This is a genomic window from Pseudoxanthomonas sp. JC1303 (genome assembly GCF_058448525.1).
Genome location: NZ_CP185958.1, coordinates 3055418 through 3073226, shown reverse-complemented (window position 1 = coordinate 3073226; position 17809 = coordinate 3055418). Strand labels below are relative to the sequence as shown.

The window sequence follows — 17809 nt, the reverse complement described above, 5'->3', positions numbered from 1 at the left end:
AAGGCCGGCACAAGGGCCGGCCCTCGAAACGTATCGCCGCGCCTGGCGGCTTACGGCGGCGCGAACTGCTGGGTGCCGTAGACCGCATTGACGGCCTCCTTCTGCCCCAGATGCTCGGTGGCGCACGCCTGCAGGTAGATCATGCGAGCAGCCGAAGTTGCGGGCGCATCAAATCCGGAATAGTCGTAGATCGCGATTGCGAAGTAGGACTGGATCGGCTCGACGCACGCAGGGCCGCCATCACCGCCCTCCATCTTGCCAGCCAGGCACAGCACCGTGGCACAAGGATCACCGGCCTTTGCGGGCGCAGGCGCCAGCAAGGCCCCCATCACCACCAGACCAGCCGCTACCAAACCGTTATGCGGGGAAAGCCATTTCATAGAACCTCCTTTCACTGAATCAGATGACGCAAGTTCCTGTTGCGTTCCGTACCCGGGCGCCACCGCCTAGTAAGGGCCTTCGCAACCAGCGAGACAACTGCACTTGACGCACGCGCCGATGCGACGCACCTCGTAAATAGCTACAAGGCATGCCAGAACAAATTCATGACCGGCCGTGCTCCTTATCGAACGATTACGACTAGAAACTACGAAAGATAGGATCCGAACAGGCTGAGTACACAACATGGCACTCGGCCCCCTTGTTATCGTTGCTGCATTTTGGCCTCCCCAATTTTGCAGCAACCTCGACGGACTCCGCGCTTTGTATCGTATCAGTCACCGAATTGGAGACGGCCTGAAGAATGGCGACACATTGGTTGTAGTACGTGAAGGAAGGACGGCATGACTGCCCGCCACCCCGGACGCACTGTGCGATGGCTTCGTCTTCGGCAGCCGCCTTGGTAAGCATCCCGACCGAGACTCCGCCCTCGCCGTTGCTTCCGTTGGCCACCGCGCCCCAAGTTTTTATCCACTGCCCGCGGGGACGTGGCGGCGGCGGAGGAAGTTGGGACTGGCTTGCGCCATTGCCATAGCCCGGATCACCTGGCAACGGCCCATTTCCTCCCGGCCGCTGCTGCGCCGCCAGACCGCCAGCGGCGATCGCAAGCAACAACCCGTATGCGACTTTATGGCGCAGCAACATGGCACCTCCAGATGGCAGCCCCAACCTGCCCCTTGTGACCGTCAAGTCCTATCAATCTTGTTCGCAGCACCGTGTGCACCACGCCCTTCAACAGCGCGCGTCGTCGGCAGCCCCGCTGTGTAACGGCTGGAATCCACTTTAGATGACTGGGGGTGTGAATCTCTTGGAGACTCGTTGTAAGCATAAGAATTTCCGCCGTATCCGGAGCCATATCCGCCGCCACCACCATTAGCCGGATGCCCCCCCGGGGCACCGCCTTGTTGGGCTAAATGGCCACCGATGGTGGAGTAAGCCGCAAACTGACCCAACGTACCCTGAAAGAACATCGCCGCCATAGGGGGCGTGGTCAGGATCAGGGTTGTGAGGATCAGCCCCATGCCGCCCTGCTGCATGGCCTGGCTGCTGATACCGTCGGTGAAGTTGGACCCCACCAGGGTCCCGGCGAGGGTCGTCGCCCAGAAGGCCTCGGCAACCGCGGTGACCATCTTCAGGGCGATGCTCGTCATCACCGCAAGCACGGCCATCGAGAACATCGTGCCAAGCCCATAAAAGAGCCATCGCTGGAACAGCGATTTAGTGGCCTCGAAGAGTAGGCACAGTACGAAGATCGGACCGAATCCAACGAAAAGCGCGATCGCGATCTCATACAACAGCAACATCGTACCGGCCACAAGCGCAGGCCCGCCTGTTCCAAGCGTGGTGAACAGCATCGCCCTGCCCTTCTGCGAATCAAGTGTCGGATCACCGGCCACGTCGATCGCATCGATGGCGGTCAGCGCCACCGACATCCACCCCATGTTTTCATCGATCTGGTCTGCGGCGGACTCATGCTCACCGGTGACCATCCGGGTGATGTCGTTGGGCAGGTCCTGGCTCAGGAATGTCTGCATATTCGTCCCGAACATGGCCATCGAAGTGGCCACGCTCACGATCAGGGTCGCCTTCGAGGCATTGATCACGAGCGCCATCATTGAATCGGTCGTGCGTCCTGTCGCGATACGGAATCCCTGGACCAGCACCCAGATCGTCAGCAGTAGCAGCGCCACCGCGCCGGCCCATGCCATGGTCCGCGAGAGCAACTGGTCACCGTAGATGGTGATCTGCTTGTGCAGGTAGTCAAGGATCAGCTTGAAGAAAACGAAATCGCTGACCGATGCCAGCGGCGTCACGCCCCCATCAAATCCAGATACCAGCGCATTGAACGAACTTTCCAACCTACTCATGACCTGGTCCCACTCCGTAGCGTCGCTGCAGTCGCGCCTGCACCCTGGCGATCACTCGCCGGCCCCCTGAATTTCCAGCACTCGTCCCTGAGCACATCGGACATCCTCTACTCGTTAACCTTCAAGGCGCCAGCAAGCGCTGTGGTCTGGACCAGCGTCCCTACCACGCCTTTGTCGCCCTTGAACGCCATCTGCGCCAGGCCGCGCTGTCTGGCCTCCAGTGCGGTGATATAGGCGTTGTACTGATTCATCCGCGCCTCGAACGCGCGAAACTGCGCCTGGGTCTGGGCATCAACAACGGCAATATCATTGGCCTTCTGATCCTGATTGCCCTGCGTGTCGCCGATCACGGTCTGCACGTTAGTCATGATCTTGGTGTATTGATCCGTCATTTTGGGCATCGTGTCGTTGATCAACGCCACGGCCTCGTTGTATTTCATGTTCTCCATCATCACCATCTTGGAGCACAGCTCACGCTGCTGGCCCACGATGTCCTTGCTGTTGGTCAGGTTCAGCTGCTGACTCAAAGCTCCGAGAATGCTGGCCACGCTCAATCCACTCGCCGAGGGGTGGCAGCGCTGCTCCACGCCATCGTCCGGATCGATTGCGGCAAGCGGGCCATCCAGCAGAGAGACCGGGAATTTCAAATCAGCGGCGTTGAGCAGACTCTGCATTGCAGCGATCTGCTGCTGATAATGGGAAAACGTCTCGTTCCACTGCTTGAGGCGCTCGGCCCACCGCGCCGCTGTTTCACCGTACTCGCTAAGCTGCCCGGAGAGCGCGCCCTTGCTCACCGTGGTATTGCCAGGATCGGTCACAACTACCTGTGCCCCTGCTGGACGCGCGAGGGACAACAGCGGCACCAGCAACAATGCAATATACGATCTGACTCGGCGCATGGGTTTTTTACTTGTCGAGGCTGAAGAATTCATGCCAAAAATCCTCATTATTTCCTTGAACTAGAATGAGCCTACGGGGATGCCCCGAGCATCCAGCAGCATGTCCATCACTCGTGAATTTCATTCAGGACACCATTCTGGTGCCGGAACCCATCCTGGCGTCCGACGGCCTGGACCCTCCCTTTCCCGACCCCTTGCGGTTCTCGTAGAACACGTCCAGCCACTGCTCAGGCGTGAGGCTATCCTGCGGAACCTCATAAAAGGCGGCCCGGTCTTCCAGCACCTGGTGCATGATCTCAATATTGTCGGTCGAGGCCGAGATCACCGACAGCGCATCATCCAGACCGCGCAGGTTGAGCTGGCACACCACCGAGCCGTGACCCTGTTTGACCAGGAAGCAACGTGATCGCTCATCCAGGCTGACGACCACCTGATACTCCGCCTCGGTCAGCTTGAGGCCTTCCATGTAGTCCTCGCGACTGGCACTCGGATTCGGTAACAAGATCAGGGTCGCAGTCTGCTCGATCAGCGCCGCGGAAATATCGCTGCTCAGCGCATCCTCTGGACTCTGCGTGGCGAAAATTCCCAAGCCGTTCTGCTTACGGATCGTCTTTTGCTTGTTCTTCGCGAACTCCTTCAGTCCGCCGGCGCCATCGAGGATTTTCCAGAACTCGTCCATGACGTAGATCAGTGGGCGGCCGTCGATCAGTTCCTCCAGACGATGCAGGAGATAGTTGATGACCGGCGCCCTGACCTCGGGGTTGTCGATGATGTCGGTGTAGTCGAAGCCAATGATGTTGGCCTTCTGCAGATTGATTGTGTCTTCGGGGTTGTCGAAGACCCAGCCGAGCGAGTTGCCGGCCGTCCACTTGCGAATCCGCGCGTACAGCCCGTCATCGCCCATATTGGGCAGACTCTTCTGGAAATTGGTCATGCTGCGCAGACGCGGCGGCGTATCGAGCATGTTCTCCACGGCACGGAAGATGTCCTCCTCTTCGCGCGCGGTGTAGCTGCGCTTGCCCGCCAGGACCTTGATCAAGTCGGCCAGAAACTGGACGTTAGCCTCATTGCGCTCGCACTGAAACGGGTTGAAGCCCGTAGGTCTGCCATTCTCAAGGGCCAAGTAATTTCCACCACAGGCGCGCACGAAGATTTCCGCACCACGATCCTTGTCGAAGAAGAAGATCGTCGGCGAGGGCTCGAACTTCTGCACCTGGCTGAGCAAGAAGTTGATCAGCGCGGTCTTGCCGGTACCGGATTTACCGATCACCATCGTGTTGGCGATCGCTTTCTCGCCCAGCGAATTCTCGGCCGGATGGGTGGCGTGGAAGTTGAAGTAGTAGGGCTGCCCGTTGGTGGTCTGCATCGTGGTGACGCATTCACCCCAGGGATTGTTCTCACGCTTGCCGGTGGCAAAGTTGTGCAGCGGCGACAGGCCCAGGAAATTGAGCGAGCTGACGTTCGCCTGACGGGTGCGGAACTTCCAGTTGGCCGGAAGCTGGGAATAGAATGAGGCCGTGATCGCGAGATCCTCCTTGGCCGACACAAAGCCCGCATTGGAGAGCTCCGCACGCGCCGTCGCGATGTGTTGCTGCAACTGCGCTTGACTGTCAGCGTACAGGGCGATGATGAAATGGTATTCACCAAGCACGAAGTTGCCAGATGAGAGCTGATCCATCGCATAGTCCAGTTCGACGATCTGGCTGACCGCCTTGTCGCCCGATGAAATCATCATGCCCTTTGTGCGATCCAGTATCCGCAGCGCATCCTGGCGCCCCATCGGGCTGAAGGAATGGGTGATGACGTATTCGAAGTCGAGGTATTTCAGCCCGTTCAAGACGCCCGGGTAGGTACCATCCGGGTACTCCTTGATGTTCAGGATTGCCCCGTAATGACTGGCGCCATTGGGCGTTGTGAGCAGGAAGTCACCGGTCTTCGAAGAAAATGCATGCCGGCTCACCGGCAGGTATTCGTTGGCCGGAGCCGAAAGCACGGGCACGGGCTCGTTGACCCGATTGAGCAGATAGCCCAGGAACTCCAGTGACTCGGAGAACACTACGCCATTGGCCGCCTCATACATGCCGAGCCGGTATGGCGAATAGTCCTTGAGCACAGCCTCCACATTGCCGGCCAGCTCTAGGACCTTGGCAACGGCCTGGTCTTGCATGACCTGCAGCCGCGAGGTATCGGAGGTCTTCTCGACGAACGCCTTGCCGCCCACGACCGGACGGTAAATCAGGGTCAGATACAGCTCGTTCTGCATGATCTTCTGGGCCGAGAGCTGCCCGTAATACGCATCGGACATTTCCTGGTTGAAGCGATGCTTAAACTTGCTGTGGGTATTGACCCGGCCACGCCTGCGGACATCATGCACCCAGAACGCCACATTGACGAAGTCCGGTGCCCGCAGGGTCTGTAGCATCCGGTTGAACGTGTTGTGCTTGTGCTCAAGCTCCCACTCCTCACGACCAACGAACGGCAGCCCTTCCAGGTGCCAAATCAGCATGTAATCCCCACCCACGGTCTTGATCACGGACGGCGCCACGTGACTGGAGTAAGGGATGAATTCAGAAACGGGAGAATCGGGGCTGAACATATGACACTCGGTTCGAACAGGGTTCCGGCGTAGCGGAGCGGCTTCCAAGGAACGACCTACTTTTCGGCGGGCTTCTTTCGATAGGGATTAGGCGAGAAAACCCAAAGACCACCGTTTTCCCGGACATTCCGCACGCGCAGACGGAACTGCAGGCGAAGCCCGAGCAGCCGGAAGATCATTTCGTCACGCCGCGCCATCTGTCGCATGACAAAAATCACAACCGGCAGAGCCAGCAGGAACAGAAGATTCCCGCTATACATCGCGAAAAGCAGCGTGCCGCCAGCCCCGATGAAGAACGGGACATACGGCACGCCCATGAACATCGCAGGTCGCGTGCATCCGCGAAACATGACGTTCTTTTTCAAGTCAGCTCCTATGCGAAATAGGCATTGGACAGAGTGGTGAGCATGGTGGTCGTCGTATCGCACTGGTCAGCCGCATTGTCGGGCATGATCATGGCGGCAATCTGGCCAGCCGCGCCGATCAACAGACCGCCAATCAGGATCGGTGCCACATCGCCGATGCGCTTGTGCGCGAACGCGATTTGGTAACCGGCGAAGATCACGGCAATCGTTACGACCGCAATCGATGCCACGGTCAGCAGCCCGCGGAAATTACTCAGGAAGCCGCAAACCTTGTCCTCCGTCGCGTCGTACTCCTGGGCAAACGCCGGAACGGTCAGTAGGGCCACGAAGAACATCGCCGCCATCAGGTTCTTGACCGCAAGGGTCGCGTTATGGGCCAGCATCGAATCCGATTTCATTTTCACGTTCAACTCTCCTTTTTCCTCGGGTGTCGGGGGATTTCCCCCGAGTATTTGATCCAACTTCAAAACAGACGCTAAAACACAAACGCCTTATCTTCGCTACCGCCATCCGACTCCGCTGCAGGCGCTGCAGCAACCTCCGGATTGAAACCAGCATGGTTCGCACTTGGACCTGCGGAAGGCGTCGCGTTCAACATCACCGGCTCTATCCCCGGATCAGGCTGCCGTGCAGGAACATCCTGCCTGCCGCGTGCTGCCAATATCGAGCCAGCTGAGGCCACCAGCGCGTCAGCTACCGCAACACCACGACCGCGCCGCTCCCTTCGCTCCTGCTCTGCATCAACGGTGCCCGCCGCGGCACGAGTCGTCTGTGGCGCGAGCGGGATGGCATCGGAGCGCTGTCTGGCAACCGCCTGCTGGGCGGCCATCGAAGAATAGATCTTCTGCACGTAGCCGTGCTCGAAACCGGTCGTAAAGTTTCCAGAGTAGTAGCAGCTGAATGCGCTACCCCAGTCCCCCTTCGCGCGAACCTGGCACTCGGACAGGATCTTCGAGCCGACCTGCAGGTTGGTGCAGCCGTCGAAGGCCTGCGCATAGGAGTTGATTCCGTACTTGCGCAGGTTGTATCGGTTGACCTGGGACAGGCCAACAGAGAAGTTATAGCCCCGGCTTTCCAGCATTTCCGCCGTTGACACGGCCTCAGCAAGGGTCTGAGGCTGCCGCACCAGACGTCCGCCAACCACACCAATTGCATACGGATTGGCGGACGACTCGACCTGCACCACGTGGCGCATGACGTCCATAGGAACCGATAGATTTTGGCACTGCATCATGTCCGTGAGCAGGACCATGTGCATCTCCCTTGCATGACAGGTCGAAACAGAACAGCAATAGGACGTTCAGATTCGGCACGGCCTCATTCACTAAGACCATGGTCGAAATCATCGGCCAGCGGCAAACGCCTTGTCAATTCGCGCCCATCCACCGCCGAAACAGAACGCCAAAGCAACCGAGATCGCGTGACAGACCTCTAATTTCTTTCGTCAAAAACCCGGTTGGGCGCAAAATCAATCCCGGTAATAAAGCGCCCCCCGGCATGTGCCTTGATGTGCACCACGATGTCGATCGTCATCATCAGCAGGCGCTTGATCACGCTGAACTCCAGGCCCGACCCTTCTGAGGACGCCTTCACCATCAGGGCCAACTGGTCCCACGTCTGGCTAATATTGCCTGCATGACAGCTTGTGATCGAACCGGGATGGCCTGAAGCGCAGTTGCGAATAAAGTAGAAGGATTCATCGCCGCGCAGTTCGGCCAGGATGATGCGATCAGGCTTCATACGCAGGCAGGCCTCCATGCAACTCTTTGCGGTGACATTGCTGGTGCTCTGCCCCCCCTTGGAGTACAGCAGGTGCACAACGTTGGGCTGATCAATGAACAGCTCGCGCGCATCCTCGATCGTGACCAGCCGCTCTTCGTGCGGTATATGGTTTACCAGCGCCTTCATGAAGGTCGTCTTGCCGCTGCCAGTAGCGCCTGCCACGACAACGTTCTTCTTGTACAAAACCGCCTTGCGGAAGAACTCGGCGTAATTGCGCTGCTTCCGCAGCTCCAGCAGTTCGTGGTCGTGCGGCGTGAGCTCGCCAGCACTCTCCAGGATCTGAGCAAAGAAACCCTCCCTGTCGTACTGATCGAGCGTGCGCGACTGGTGGGAGGGCAGACGGATGGTGATGGACACCTTCCCAGGGTCGCACGCTGGCGGAATGACGAACTGTGCGCGCTGCCCTGTGGGAAAGGTCAGCGACACCACCGGATCTGCGTCGGTGATGCGCTGACCGGTATTACTTTCGTTGACCACCGCCGTACAGAACTGGCGCGCGCGCTCGAAGGTCAGGTCAGGAAGCTCGACCCGGCGCCAGCCGCCGTGCCCCTCCAAGTAGAGTTCGCCGGGACGGTTCACACAGATCTCGGTAACTTCGTTGGAGTTCATGTACTGACGAATGCCCAGCACGTCGTACTGATAGCTCAGAAAGTCATCCGAGATATCCGCAATGGGGCCGTCGTCGATACCGATCAACATAAATTATCAGGATTGCCTTTGTATCCGCAGGAAGCAGGGACTACTGCAGGACGGCAGAAAAGTCGACGTCACGAGCGACATAGACATTCAGCACTGTGCCTTGGTTGATCGTGACCGTCGGTGGCCGGTTCATTGCCTCATCGGCCGCGCGGTTGGCCAGACGCTCCATGGTCCGGGCCGTCGCACTTTCATAGGGCTCGGACACGATCGTGCCGCTGGCGGTCACGGTGTTCGTTTGGGGGCCGTTCTCGGCAGCCGCGTACTTGAAGGCATCGGCTAGCAGGCTGATCATCAACGATGACGCGATGCGGCTGGCCCAGTGCGCGTTGTAGTCACCCGGATGGCCGGCGCCCCCGAGGTTGTCGACACCGGGACTCGACATGGTCACATCCAGACCTGTCGGCGTCGTGATCCGGTCCCATACCACCGCGACCCGGGGACCATTGACCGCACCACCATAGGTTCCGGAAAGCTTCGAACCCTTCGGCAGCAGCAGGCGTTTGCCATTGACCGAATACACCGGCTCGGTCAGTACGCAGGAAGTGAACCCGGGAACGTCAGTCACGATGTGCGTCTCAAGCACGCACCTGAGATATGCGCCACGCAGCAGCAACGTATCGGGCTTGCGCAGATAGGATGCCAGCGTCGTCGGCGCCTGTTGCAGCTCCGCAGGCTCACCATTGGCGCCCATGCCCCTGTTCTGCAGCTGCTGCTGGGCCTGATTCATTTGGTCGCGACGCGCATAGGCGGCCGCGATCGCAGGATCCCCGCCATCGCTTCCGGCGCTGCCCCCTACCACCCCGCCAGCGGCACTGATCCGGCGGTCCATCAGGCTGGGCCCGCGCGGACGGTCATCCTGGCGCGCCATCGGCACGGGAGGAGGCAGCGGCGCCATTGGCTGCTCCAGGGGAACGGGGGGCGCGGCAGCGGTCTGCTCATCGCCAGGCAGCGGCGGCGCCGGAATCTTGCTGGGCGCATCTGGAACGAACGGCTTCTCTTCGCGAGGCGCCTTGGCCTGCGGCGCATCGTCGGCGCGCATTTTGGTCAGTAGCATCAAGCCCATCAGAACCACGAGCACGACGATGGCAGCCAGGAAGATCAACGCCTTGCGATTGACGCGCTGCGACTCCTCATCACGCAACTGGGGTGCTGCTGCATCGAGATCAGCGCTGCCGTCGTCTACACGTCCGTAATAGGGATTGTGACCAGCACTCCCGTGTTCGCTTTCCGGAGTTCCACTCCCTGGCTGATTGTTCTGGCTCATTTCTGCTGATTCCTTCGCAGCCCAACAACGTTGTCCCCGTGACGCAAGACCAGATAGGGATATGTTCCATGCACCACGATGGTGTTCTGCTCGACTGTCGTGTTGACGATGAAGTCTTCCCCGTGCTCCTTCTGGCGGCCGTATATGGTGGGAAAGTTTCCAGTAGGGAAGCTGACGCCGCTGTTGAGCTTGACGTAGGTGAATTGCCCGTCGTCATAGACATTCGTCGGAATCAGCCACTGCGCCTTGGATCGAGTCGCGTACGAGTAGTCATAGTAATAGCGACGATTCTTCTCGATGCTGGTATCGAGCTGAGCCGGCACCGACGGTGCACCAGGCGCAGACTCGGTCGACTGTTGCGCGTCCTGCGCTTTGGAAAACTCGGTATCAGCCGGGTAATTGAAAGTCACCTTGTACTGGACGCCTGCGGCCTTCGCCTGAGCCAGCGAGCGCCAGTCCGTCGCCACAACTTTCAGCTCAAAGATATAGGAGTGGGTTTCCGTGCGCACCATCATGTTGGTGTCCACGTCCACGTTCTTTGGCTTCAGATAGAACACGTTGCCACGACGCGTCAGTTCCCAGCCACTTGAAAATCCGGTGCTGTAGTCAAGGATTTTCTCATTGGGATCGAGCTCGATCTGAGTCGTGATGCCCAGGCCTGCACGGATCTGGTAAATCCCGTCATCGACATACTGATACCTGTCAATAACTGGCTGCGCATCCACCGCGAGGGCCTGATGACAGGGGAGTGCGAGCAGCCCCAGCAATAACACTGCACCGGCTTTGAACTTAATCACTTCGCTTCTCCATAAGCTGGAGCAGGCAGACGCTCAACCGGCTGACTACCCGCATCAGTCCCTGACGACACTTCCGCGGCCGGCGCTGCCGCATCGGGATTAACACGGCGTGCAGCGCCACTGGTCAGCGCATCGGGCTCTGTCGTTACGGCGGTTGCCGACGGAGGTGAAGCCACGAAGTCGTTGTCGACCTTGTAGCTCATGACCTGGAACCCAAGCGGGTTGACGATCCTCTGGTCATCATCGAGCTTCAAATTGTTGTTGTATTTGAACGTCAGAGTCGCCAGCTTGTTGTCCAAAAAGCTAAGCGCGCCGGTACTCTTGTCAAGAATCGATCGCTGGAACCGAACGGTGGCCATGCCGGTGGCCCCCCCCCTGCCCGACCCATTCATCGTCGTACTCAACAGCTGCACACGAACCGCCTTCAGCTTGCCATAGAGGTTGACGGGACTTTCTGGGTTCTTAAGCGCATATTCCTGGCGGAACTGCAGACCAACATCTGGACTGGCCATGAGATAGGCGGCTTGCCAGTCACCGTAGCGTCCATTGAGCGTACTCCAGTCGTAGGACTCCCTGGCCAGCACGAAGCGCTGGACGTTCGCACGAGAGATCGCTTCCCCGCCCGTGATCGCCTTATCTAGGACACTGGGCACCAGCCGACTTGTCTGCACATTTCCCGAGTATGGATCAACCAGCACAAGGAAAGGCGTCTTCTCCTTAAGAGGAAGGAGCGCAAAGTATCCGAAGGCAAGCAATAGGGCCAATAAGGAAGCCCCTGTCGCCACCTGCCAGGCACGCCGCTCGCTTCGCTTTGCCATGTCGGCGATTGTGAGCTCGTAGCTCACCGCCTTCTGGATCGCCGCATTGACCTTGGGCGTTTCTTGTTTCTTTCTGAACATCATTCGTGGCGCCGTGCTTTTTGCGAGAAACGATCATGGGGGCGATGCCTTACGTCACCGCTTGATGAGAGTGCGCTTTACGACGTTGACTCTGGCGCGGATGATGCCGATACGATGATCCGGCTACCCGTGACCGTCACTATGATCCCGTGCGGCTTATATGCGCTCGTCAACTGCGCTGCGGCATCACGGACATCTGTGGTGTCGATCTTTCCAACAGGACTGAAGAGCGTGAAATCCGAGCCGAACCGGTAATCCAAAGTCATGCCACTGTCTTTCGCCCAGCGGGTCAGCATCGTCTTAAGCGTGCCGTCCATTGGCGATGCCTGAAACACATAGGCATTTGCCAGCGGCACCTCGATGGGCGCCTCAGCATATGCGTTGAGCGGCCGCCACTTCCCACGGTAATCAGGCGCAGGCGTGGTCCCGCAGCCGGCAAGCACGATGCTGATCAAAGCCAGCGGAAATGAAATTCTGATGGCGTTCCGACGACTCACCCGCGTGTACTCCTGTTCCAGGCCGGATATTTCAAAGACATGAAAGCCCGGCCTGCATTCAGGTCAGGCACAACGAATGACTGCGAGCGAGCGCACAGGCGGTGCGCTTGAACAAGAACGGGAAGTGGACGTGCGCGACGAAGGTGCGGATGCACGGTGGCCGGCATTGCGCCGCGCCATAACGAAGAATTCCCCAACATCCTTGCAGCCTCCTTGCCTTCAGCTCACCGGCGCATCTTGCCGACGGGCTCGTCCCTGGATAGGACCGCGATCCAGGCGCCCCCTGTTGAGTAAAGCTAACGTGCGCCTGGCGAAGCGGTCAAGCGTTCAGCGTGCACTTATCTCGGCACGACACTGCTTAATTCGACCCATTTTGAGATGAAAGTCACACTAAACAGAGATGGGCGTGACCTGCACCTTCTCTTTCAGGCGCGCGGTGAAGTGGCGATCCTTGTAGTACTTGATCTTCTCGCACTTCACCGGATGCGGGATGCCTTCGTACATGAAGACCTCGGCGTCAAACCCCATGGCCTTGAGTTCCTGCGGCAGCATCAGTGCGCGCCGCTCCTCTGAGATGCTGCGCGTGGTGTCGCGCCCGCGCGTGATGTTGCGTCGCTTGTAGGTGGTGTAGCCCAGCATCTCGGAGTAGTCATTTGCATCCTGCTGCTCGCGCGGGGCATAGAGGATCTGCAGCGCATGATTGGTGATGATCGTGCGCGAAACATCCTTGCCATAGGTGGCGTCCAGTTGCGCCATCGACTGGATGATGGGCAGCAGGCGGATGTTGTAGCCGGCCATGTAGGACACCGCGGTGGCGATGATGTCGACCTTGCCGATGGCGGTGAACTCGTCCATCAGCAGGAGGCATTGATACTTCAGTTCCGGATTGCTCTGCGGCAGTTCACGGGTATTGAGATTGATGATCTGGCTGAAGAAAAGATTGATGATCAGCCGGCTCTCGGCCAGCTTGTTGGGCTGGATGCCGATGTAGATGCTCATCTTCTTCTTGCGCAGATCGGTGAGCAGGAAATCGTCCGCCGAGGTCGCCGCATCCAGCACGGGATTGATCCAGGCGTTGAGCGGCTCCTTGAGCGTACCCATGATCGAGGCGAACGTCTCGTCAGCCTGGGAGAGAAGATTGGAGAACGCCGAGCGCGCGTTGTCGCTCAGGAACTTGCGGCCTGCGAGCCCCCGCAGATAAGCCTTCAGTTCGGTCCCATCGCCGGACGAAAGACGATAGATGCGTCCCAGCGTCGGCGCACCGGAGGAGAACGGGAATCCCGTGGCCAGCTCGTCGTCGCGGTTCTCGAACAGGAACAGCGCGAAGGCCATGAAGGCATTGCGTGCCTGGCTGACCCAGAATTTCTGGTCCTCGGCGCCGTCGGGATAGAGCATCGCGGCGATGCTCATCAGGTCCGAGACGCGGAACGCGGGATCGGAGGAAACGTAGGTCAGCGGATTCCAACGGTGTGTGCGACGGTCCTCGGCGAAAGGATTGAAGAGAAAGACCTCCTGCCCTTGCGACTTGCGCCAACCGCTGGTGAGATCGAAATTCTCCTGCTTGATGTCCAGCACCACCACCGACTCGGCATACTCGAGCAGGTTGGGAATGACCACGCCCACGCCCTTGCCCGACCGGGTCGGCGCGGCCAGGATTACGAACTGCTGCCCCGGCAACCGCACCAGCTTGCCGCCGAACTTGCCCACGATGATCCCGTTGGCCGACGGCTTGAGCATGTCGTGCTTGGCGAGGTCCCCAGCGGTGGCAAAGCGTGCATCGCCGTGGAGGGATTTTTTCTTCGGCTTGAATACAAGCACAAGCGTCAGCGCGTAGACGAGCAAGACGCCGCCAAAGCCAATGTAGCCACCGGCCTTGATCCTGCCGACATAGGGTTGATAACGCGCATCACCCAGCGCCTGCACGTACTGGAGATAGGTATTCCAGTGCAGCGGCGCCCTGACCTTGATCAGGAGCATGGTGGCGTAGCCGGACAGATAGAGCCCTGCGGCCAGCGCCAGAACAGTCAGGACGCCAGCGAAGACGAGTTTCCCCTTGGTCAAGCGATTTCCTCCTTGAAACCGACCCGGGCGGGCCGGCGCAGCAGTCAGCGGGTGGGACCTGAGCGCTTGGGACGCACGGAGCGGCGTCGGCTTGGACGCGCGTCATCTGCGCGCTCCGGTTGCAGATCCTCGAGCAATTGCTCCATGTAGAGCCGCGCCTCTTCGAGCGAAGGCTCGTCGCGCAGCTTGGCGCCGGAGTCGGTGACCACGGCGTACCCGATCACTTCGTCGGGGGCATAGGCGGGGTCCGCGTCGCGTGTCAGGGCGACAACCTGATAGCCATGCTTCTGCAGAATCGTGTGGCGGTATTCCACCCTGGCGTTCCTTCACCGGTGCGACGACACGATCCTAAGCCATCCGGGTGCGCGCCGGCCACCTTGATGCGGCAGACCGGAAGGGGAACTGCCCATACTCCGCAGCCGGCCGCTTCGAAACGGCCATCTCTTCGCGCTCCGCACCAAGACCGTCTTGCCCAAATCCAGACGCAAAAAAGCCGGGCAATGCCCGGCTTTTCTTGTCCCACCTGCCCCGCCAAGGGAAAGGTGGTGGGCGGTACAGGGTTCGAACCTGTGACCCCTACCATGTCAAGGTAGTGCTCTACCGCTGAGCTAACCGCCCGTCGCAATCGAATTGCGCCCTCGTTGGGAGGGCGCGCATCATACCACCCCTTCCGCCGGACGGGAACGGGCCCGTTCGAATTTTCTGCCGTGGCCGCCTTACCCCTAGACCGAGAGGCTCACGGCCTTGAGCTTGCCGATCTCATCGCGCAACCGGGCGGCGTCCTCGAACTCCAGGTCGCGGGCGTGCTGGTACATCCGGGTCTCCAGTTCCTTGAGCTTTGCGGCGATCTGCGACTGACTCAACGCGCCGTAGTTCTCGGCCGGCTCTGCGACCCTGCGCCCCTTGCCGCGCTTGGGGGTCTCGTCGTTGGCCGCGTCGCGCGCGCCTTCCATGATGTCCATGATCGGGCGTGCCACCGACTTGGGCACGATGCCGTGCTCGATGTTGTACTCCTCCTGCTTCTGCCGGCGGCGGTCGGTCTCCTCGATCGCGGCCTTCATGGACGGTGTGAGCCGGTCGGCATAGAGAATCGCCTTGCCGCGCAGGTTGCGCGCAGCGCGGCCGATGGTCTGGATCAGCGAGCCGGTCGAGCGCAGGAAGCCCTCCTTGTCCGCATCCAGGATCGCCACCAGTGACACCTCCGGCATGTCCAGGCCCTCGCGCAGCAGGTTGATGCCGACCAGCACATCGAACTTGCCCAGGCGCAGGTCGCGGATGATCTCCACGCGTTCGACCGTGTCGATATCCGAGTGCAGGTAGCGCACCTTGACGCCGTGCTCGCCCAGGTACTCGGTCAGGTTCTCGGCCATGCGCTTGGTCAGCGTGGTGACCAGGACCCGATCGCCCCAGCCGATCCGCTCGGTGATCTGCGACAGCAAGTCGTCGACCTGGGTGCCGACCGGCCGGATTTCGACCTCGGGGTCGGTCAGGCCGGTCGGGCGCACCACCAGTTCGGTGATCTCGCCATCGGATTCACGCAGTTCGTAAGGACCCGGCGTGGCCGAGACATAGATGCTGCGAGGCGAACGCGCCTCCCACTCCTCGAAGCGCAGCGGGCGGTTGTCCAGCGCGGACGGCAGGCGGAACCCGAACTCCACCAGCGTTTCCTTGCGCGAGCGGTCGCCCTTATACATCGCGCCGATCTGCGGAATGGTCACATGCGACTCGTCGATGACCAGCAGCGCATCGGCGGGCAGGTAGTCGAACAGCGTCGGCGGCGGCTCGCCCGGCCCCTTGCCGGTCAGGTGCCGCGAATAGTTCTCGATGCCTGAACAGAACCCGACCTCGGCCATCATCTCCAAATCGAACTGGGTGCGCTGGGCTAGGCGCTGGGCTTCGACCAGCTTGTTCTGGGCGTAGAGCTGGTCCAGCCGCTCCTTCAGTTCCAGCTTGATGCTGTCCACGGCGCTCAGGGTGCGCTCGCGCGTGGTGGCGTAGTGCGTCTTGGGGTAGATCGTGAAGCGCGGCACCTTGCGCAGGGTCTCGCCGGTCAACGGATCGAACAGGGTCAGCTGCTCGACCTCGCCATCGAACAGCTCGATCCGCAGCGCCTCCACGTCGTTTTCTGCCGGATGCACGTCGATCACCTCGCCGCGCACGCGGAAGGCGCCGCGCTGCAGTTCGTACTCGTTACGCGTGTACTGCAGGTCGGTCAGGTGGCGGATCAGCTGGCGCTGATCGATGTGCTCGCCCTTGGACAGGATTAGGCGCAGGGAGAGATAGTCTTCCGGCGCGCCCAGGCCGTAGATCGCCGAGACGGTGGCCACCACCAGCGCATCACGCCGAGACAGCAGGGTCTTGGTCGCCGCCAGGCGCATCTGCTCGATGTGCTCGTTGATCGAGCTGTCCTTCTCGATGAACGTGTCCGAGGCCGCCACGTAGGCCTCCGGCTGGTAGTAGTCGTAGTAGCTGACGAAGTACTCCACCGCGTTGTGCGGGAAGAACGACTTAAACTCGCCGTAGAGCTGCGCGGCCAGGGTCTTGTTGGGCGCCATGACCAGGGTCGGCTTCTGGATGCGCTCGACCACGTTGGCGATGGTGTAGGTCTTGCCCGAGCCGGTCACGCCCAGCAGGGTCTGCTTGGCCAAGCCGGACTCGAAATTCTCGGTCAGCCGGTCGATGGCCGCGGGCTGGTCGCCCGCGGGGGAGTACGGGGAAACGAGCTGGAAACGTTCAGTCATGGGACCTGCCTTGCACGAGCGAAAAGTATAGACCCGGGCCAGGTGAGGCCCGGATGCAGGGATTTCCTACCCCTAGATGCGGCCTGTCCGACAGCCAGGCACGGAGGCTGCCGATGCCCCGCGCTGGGCCTGCCGGCCACACTCATTCACACCACCACGGACAAAGGATTGCCCGATGAACAGAACCCGCCGCGCCGCAAAGCACACTCGCTGCCGAGGCTTTACGCTCCTGGAAGCCAGCATCGTTGTGACCCTGGTCAGCCTCGGGGTCGCCGTTGCCATCCCTTCCTATCACGGCCTACTCCAGCGACAGCGGGAAAGCGCCACGACTAATCTGATTACATCGTTCATGGCGTCCGCCCGGAGCACGGCGATCAGCTACCACACCCCGACCGTGGTGTGCCCGTACGACGGCCAGAAAGGCTGCCGCGCCGATAGCGACTGGACGCAAGGCTGGATGATGTTCTACGACCCGGACGGCAATCGTCAGCCCGATCTTCCGGATGAGATTCTTCGCGTAGAACATGCCCCTCGCGATGCCGACCTTCGAATCGTCTCCACCAGCGGCAGACCGCGCGCCACCTTCCTGGCCAATGGCAGTGCGGCGGGCAGCAACCTCACAATTCGCCTGTGCCAGGGCAGCACTACCCGCGCGGCCGTGATCGTCAATCGCAGCGGACGCGCCAGGGTCGAGCGCGCGCCGGATGACGGGGCGTGCGCGGATTGAGGTCGAAACAGGTCCCGTCCGGTCCGGGACAAGCCGCACAAAAAAAGGCCTGCATTGCCGCAGGCCTTTTCCTGAATCTGGCGCCCGAAGTTGGACTCGAACCAACGACCCCCTGATTAACAGTCAAGTGCTCTAACCGGCTGAGCTATTCGGGCGGGGGCGCAAATTGTAGACGG

General features: G+C 60.3%; 17 protein-coding genes and 2 tRNA genes. 1 reads left to right on the top strand and 18 read right to left on the bottom strand.

Annotation, left to right across the window (positions count from 1 at the left end):
• Nucleotides 1-50: 50 nt before the first annotated feature.
• The 17 genes from ACORQU_RS13750 to uvrB all read right to left on the bottom strand — a co-directional run bounded on the left by ACORQU_RS13750 (nucleotide 51) and on the right by uvrB (nucleotide 16906).
• On the bottom strand, nucleotides 51-380 hold the full coding sequence (locus tag ACORQU_RS13750; protein ID WP_491641672.1) for a hypothetical protein: 330 nt from the start codon (nucleotides 378-380) through the stop codon (nucleotides 51-53).
• Between the two features lie 199 nt (nucleotides 381-579).
• A complete protein-coding gene (locus tag ACORQU_RS13745) occupies nucleotides 580-1083 on the bottom strand; it encodes a DUF4189 domain-containing protein (RefSeq protein WP_491641671.1) in 504 nt (167 codons plus the stop codon).
• 41 nt (nucleotides 1084-1124) lie between these two features.
• A complete protein-coding gene (locus ACORQU_RS13740) occupies nucleotides 1125-2306 on the bottom strand; it encodes a TrbL/VirB6 family protein (RefSeq protein ID WP_491641670.1) in 1182 nt (393 codons plus the stop codon).
• A gap of 107 nt (nucleotides 2307-2413) precedes the next feature.
• The gene (locus tag ACORQU_RS13735) at nucleotides 2414-3238 is read right to left on the bottom strand and encodes a hypothetical protein (protein WP_491641669.1); all 825 of its coding nucleotides are present in this window, start codon (nucleotides 3236-3238) and stop codon (nucleotides 2414-2416) included.
• Nucleotides 3239-3329: 91 nt separating this feature from the next.
• Nucleotides 3330-5801, bottom strand: a complete 2472-nt coding sequence (locus ACORQU_RS13730) for a VirB4 family type IV secretion/conjugal transfer ATPase (protein WP_491641668.1) — start codon at nucleotides 5799-5801, stop codon at nucleotides 3330-3332.
• A 56-nt stretch (nucleotides 5802-5857) separates the two neighbouring features.
• On the bottom strand, nucleotides 5858-6166 hold the full coding sequence (locus tag ACORQU_RS13725) for a VirB3 family type IV secretion system protein (RefSeq protein ID WP_491641666.1): 309 nt from the start codon (nucleotides 6164-6166) through the stop codon (nucleotides 5858-5860).
• Between the two features lie 8 nt (nucleotides 6167-6174).
• Nucleotides 6175-6564 carry a TrbC/VirB2 family protein gene (locus ACORQU_RS13720; protein ID WP_491645133.1) on the bottom strand — a complete coding sequence of 130 codons (390 nt, stop codon included), beginning with the start codon at nucleotides 6562-6564 and terminating at the stop codon, nucleotides 6175-6177.
• A gap of 77 nt (nucleotides 6565-6641) precedes the next feature.
• Entirely contained in the window at nucleotides 6642-7418 is a 777-nt protein-coding gene (locus ACORQU_RS13715; protein WP_491641665.1) for a lytic transglycosylase domain-containing protein, read from the bottom strand.
• Between the two features lie 179 nt (nucleotides 7419-7597).
• Nucleotides 7598-8647 carry a P-type DNA transfer ATPase VirB11 gene (virB11, locus tag ACORQU_RS13710; protein WP_491641663.1) on the bottom strand — a complete coding sequence of 350 codons (1050 nt, stop codon included), beginning with the start codon at nucleotides 8645-8647 and terminating at the stop codon, nucleotides 7598-7600.
• A 40-nt stretch (nucleotides 8648-8687) separates the two neighbouring features.
• Nucleotides 8688-9911, bottom strand: a complete 1224-nt coding sequence (locus tag ACORQU_RS13705) for a TrbI/VirB10 family protein (protein ID WP_491641662.1) — start codon at nucleotides 9909-9911, stop codon at nucleotides 8688-8690.
• Nucleotides 9908-10708: a TrbG/VirB9 family P-type conjugative transfer protein gene (locus tag ACORQU_RS13700; RefSeq protein ID WP_491641661.1), complete on the bottom strand. Its 801-nt coding sequence runs from the start codon at nucleotides 10706-10708 to the stop codon at nucleotides 9908-9910. The genes ACORQU_RS13705 and ACORQU_RS13700 overlap by 4 nt, the downstream gene beginning before the upstream one ends.
• Nucleotides 10705-11610: a VirB8 family type IV secretion system protein gene (locus ACORQU_RS13695; RefSeq protein ID WP_491641659.1), complete on the bottom strand. Its 906-nt coding sequence runs from the start codon at nucleotides 11608-11610 to the stop codon at nucleotides 10705-10707. Before ACORQU_RS13695 ends, ACORQU_RS13700 begins: the two co-directional genes overlap by 4 nt.
• Nucleotides 11611-11684: 74 nt before the next feature.
• Nucleotides 11685-12104 (bottom strand): hypothetical protein, encoded by a 420-nt coding sequence (locus ACORQU_RS13690; protein WP_491641658.1) that lies wholly within the window; start codon nucleotides 12102-12104, stop codon nucleotides 11685-11687.
• A 390-nt stretch (nucleotides 12105-12494) separates the two neighbouring features.
• Nucleotides 12495-14132 carry a type IV secretory system conjugative DNA transfer family protein gene (locus ACORQU_RS13685; protein ID WP_491645131.1) on the bottom strand — a complete coding sequence of 546 codons (1638 nt, stop codon included), beginning with the start codon at nucleotides 14130-14132 and terminating at the stop codon, nucleotides 12495-12497.
• 77 nt (nucleotides 14133-14209) lie between these two features.
• Nucleotides 14210-14479 (bottom strand): hypothetical protein, encoded by a 270-nt coding sequence (locus tag ACORQU_RS13680; protein ID WP_491641657.1) that lies wholly within the window; start codon nucleotides 14477-14479, stop codon nucleotides 14210-14212.
• 229 nt (nucleotides 14480-14708) lie between these two features.
• Nucleotides 14709-14783, bottom strand: a tRNA-Val gene (locus ACORQU_RS13675).
• Between the two features lie 104 nt (nucleotides 14784-14887).
• A complete protein-coding gene (gene uvrB, locus ACORQU_RS13670) occupies nucleotides 14888-16906 on the bottom strand; it encodes an excinuclease ABC subunit UvrB (RefSeq protein WP_491641656.1) in 2019 nt (672 codons plus the stop codon).
• A gap of 175 nt (nucleotides 16907-17081) precedes the next feature.
• On the opposite strand from uvrB, the gene ACORQU_RS13665 reads away from it, so the two are divergent.
• On the top strand, nucleotides 17082-17633 hold the full coding sequence (locus ACORQU_RS13665) for a GspH/FimT family pseudopilin (protein ID WP_491641655.1): 552 nt from the start codon (nucleotides 17082-17084) through the stop codon (nucleotides 17631-17633).
• Nucleotides 17634-17711: 78 nt separating this feature from the next.
• Here the strand turns inward: ACORQU_RS13665 and ACORQU_RS13660 are convergent.
• A tRNA-Asn gene (locus ACORQU_RS13660) sits at nucleotides 17712-17788 on the bottom strand.
• Between the last annotated feature and the right edge of the window lie 21 nt (nucleotides 17789-17809).

What these genes read in the sequence shown, in the direction of transcription:
- ACORQU_RS13745 (WP_491641671.1), bottom strand. Translation starts at nt 1,083, where the DNA reads ATGTTGCTGCGCCATAAAGTCGCATACGGGTTGTTGCTTGCGATCGCC.
- ACORQU_RS13750 (WP_491641672.1), bottom strand. Translation starts at nt 380, where the DNA reads ATGAAATGGCTTTCCCCGCATAACGGTTTGGTAGCGGCTGGTCTGGTG.
- virB11 (WP_491641663.1), bottom strand. Translation starts at nt 8,647, where the DNA reads ATGTTGATCGGTATCGACGACGGCCCCATTGCGGATATCTCGGATGAC.
- ACORQU_RS13735 (WP_491641669.1), bottom strand. Translation starts at nt 3,238, where the DNA reads ATGAATTCTTCAGCCTCGACAAGTAAAAAACCCATGCGCCGAGTCAGA.
- ACORQU_RS13730 (WP_491641668.1), bottom strand. Translation starts at nt 5,801, where the DNA reads ATGTTCAGCCCCGATTCTCCCGTTTCTGAATTCATCCCTTACTCCAGT.
- ACORQU_RS13705 (WP_491641662.1), bottom strand. Translation starts at nt 9,911, where the DNA reads ATGAGCCAGAACAATCAGCCAGGGAGTGGAACTCCGGAAAGCGAACAC.
- uvrB (WP_491641656.1), bottom strand. Translation starts at nt 16,906, where the DNA reads ATGACTGAACGTTTCCAGCTCGTTTCCCCGTACTCCCCCGCGGGCGAC.
- ACORQU_RS13665 (WP_491641655.1), top strand. Translation starts at nt 17,082, where the DNA reads ATGAACAGAACCCGCCGCGCCGCAAAGCACACTCGCTGCCGAGGCTTT.
- ACORQU_RS13740 (WP_491641670.1), bottom strand. Translation starts at nt 2,306, where the DNA reads ATGAGTAGGTTGGAAAGTTCGTTCAATGCGCTGGTATCTGGATTTGAT.
- ACORQU_RS13695 (WP_491641659.1), bottom strand. Translation starts at nt 11,610, where the DNA reads ATGATGTTCAGAAAGAAACAAGAAACGCCCAAGGTCAATGCGGCGATC.
- ACORQU_RS13720 (WP_491645133.1), bottom strand. Translation starts at nt 6,564, where the DNA reads ATGAAATCGGATTCGATGCTGGCCCATAACGCGACCCTTGCGGTCAAG.
- ACORQU_RS13715 (WP_491641665.1), bottom strand. Translation starts at nt 7,418, where the DNA reads ATGGTCCTGCTCACGGACATGATGCAGTGCCAAAATCTATCGGTTCCT.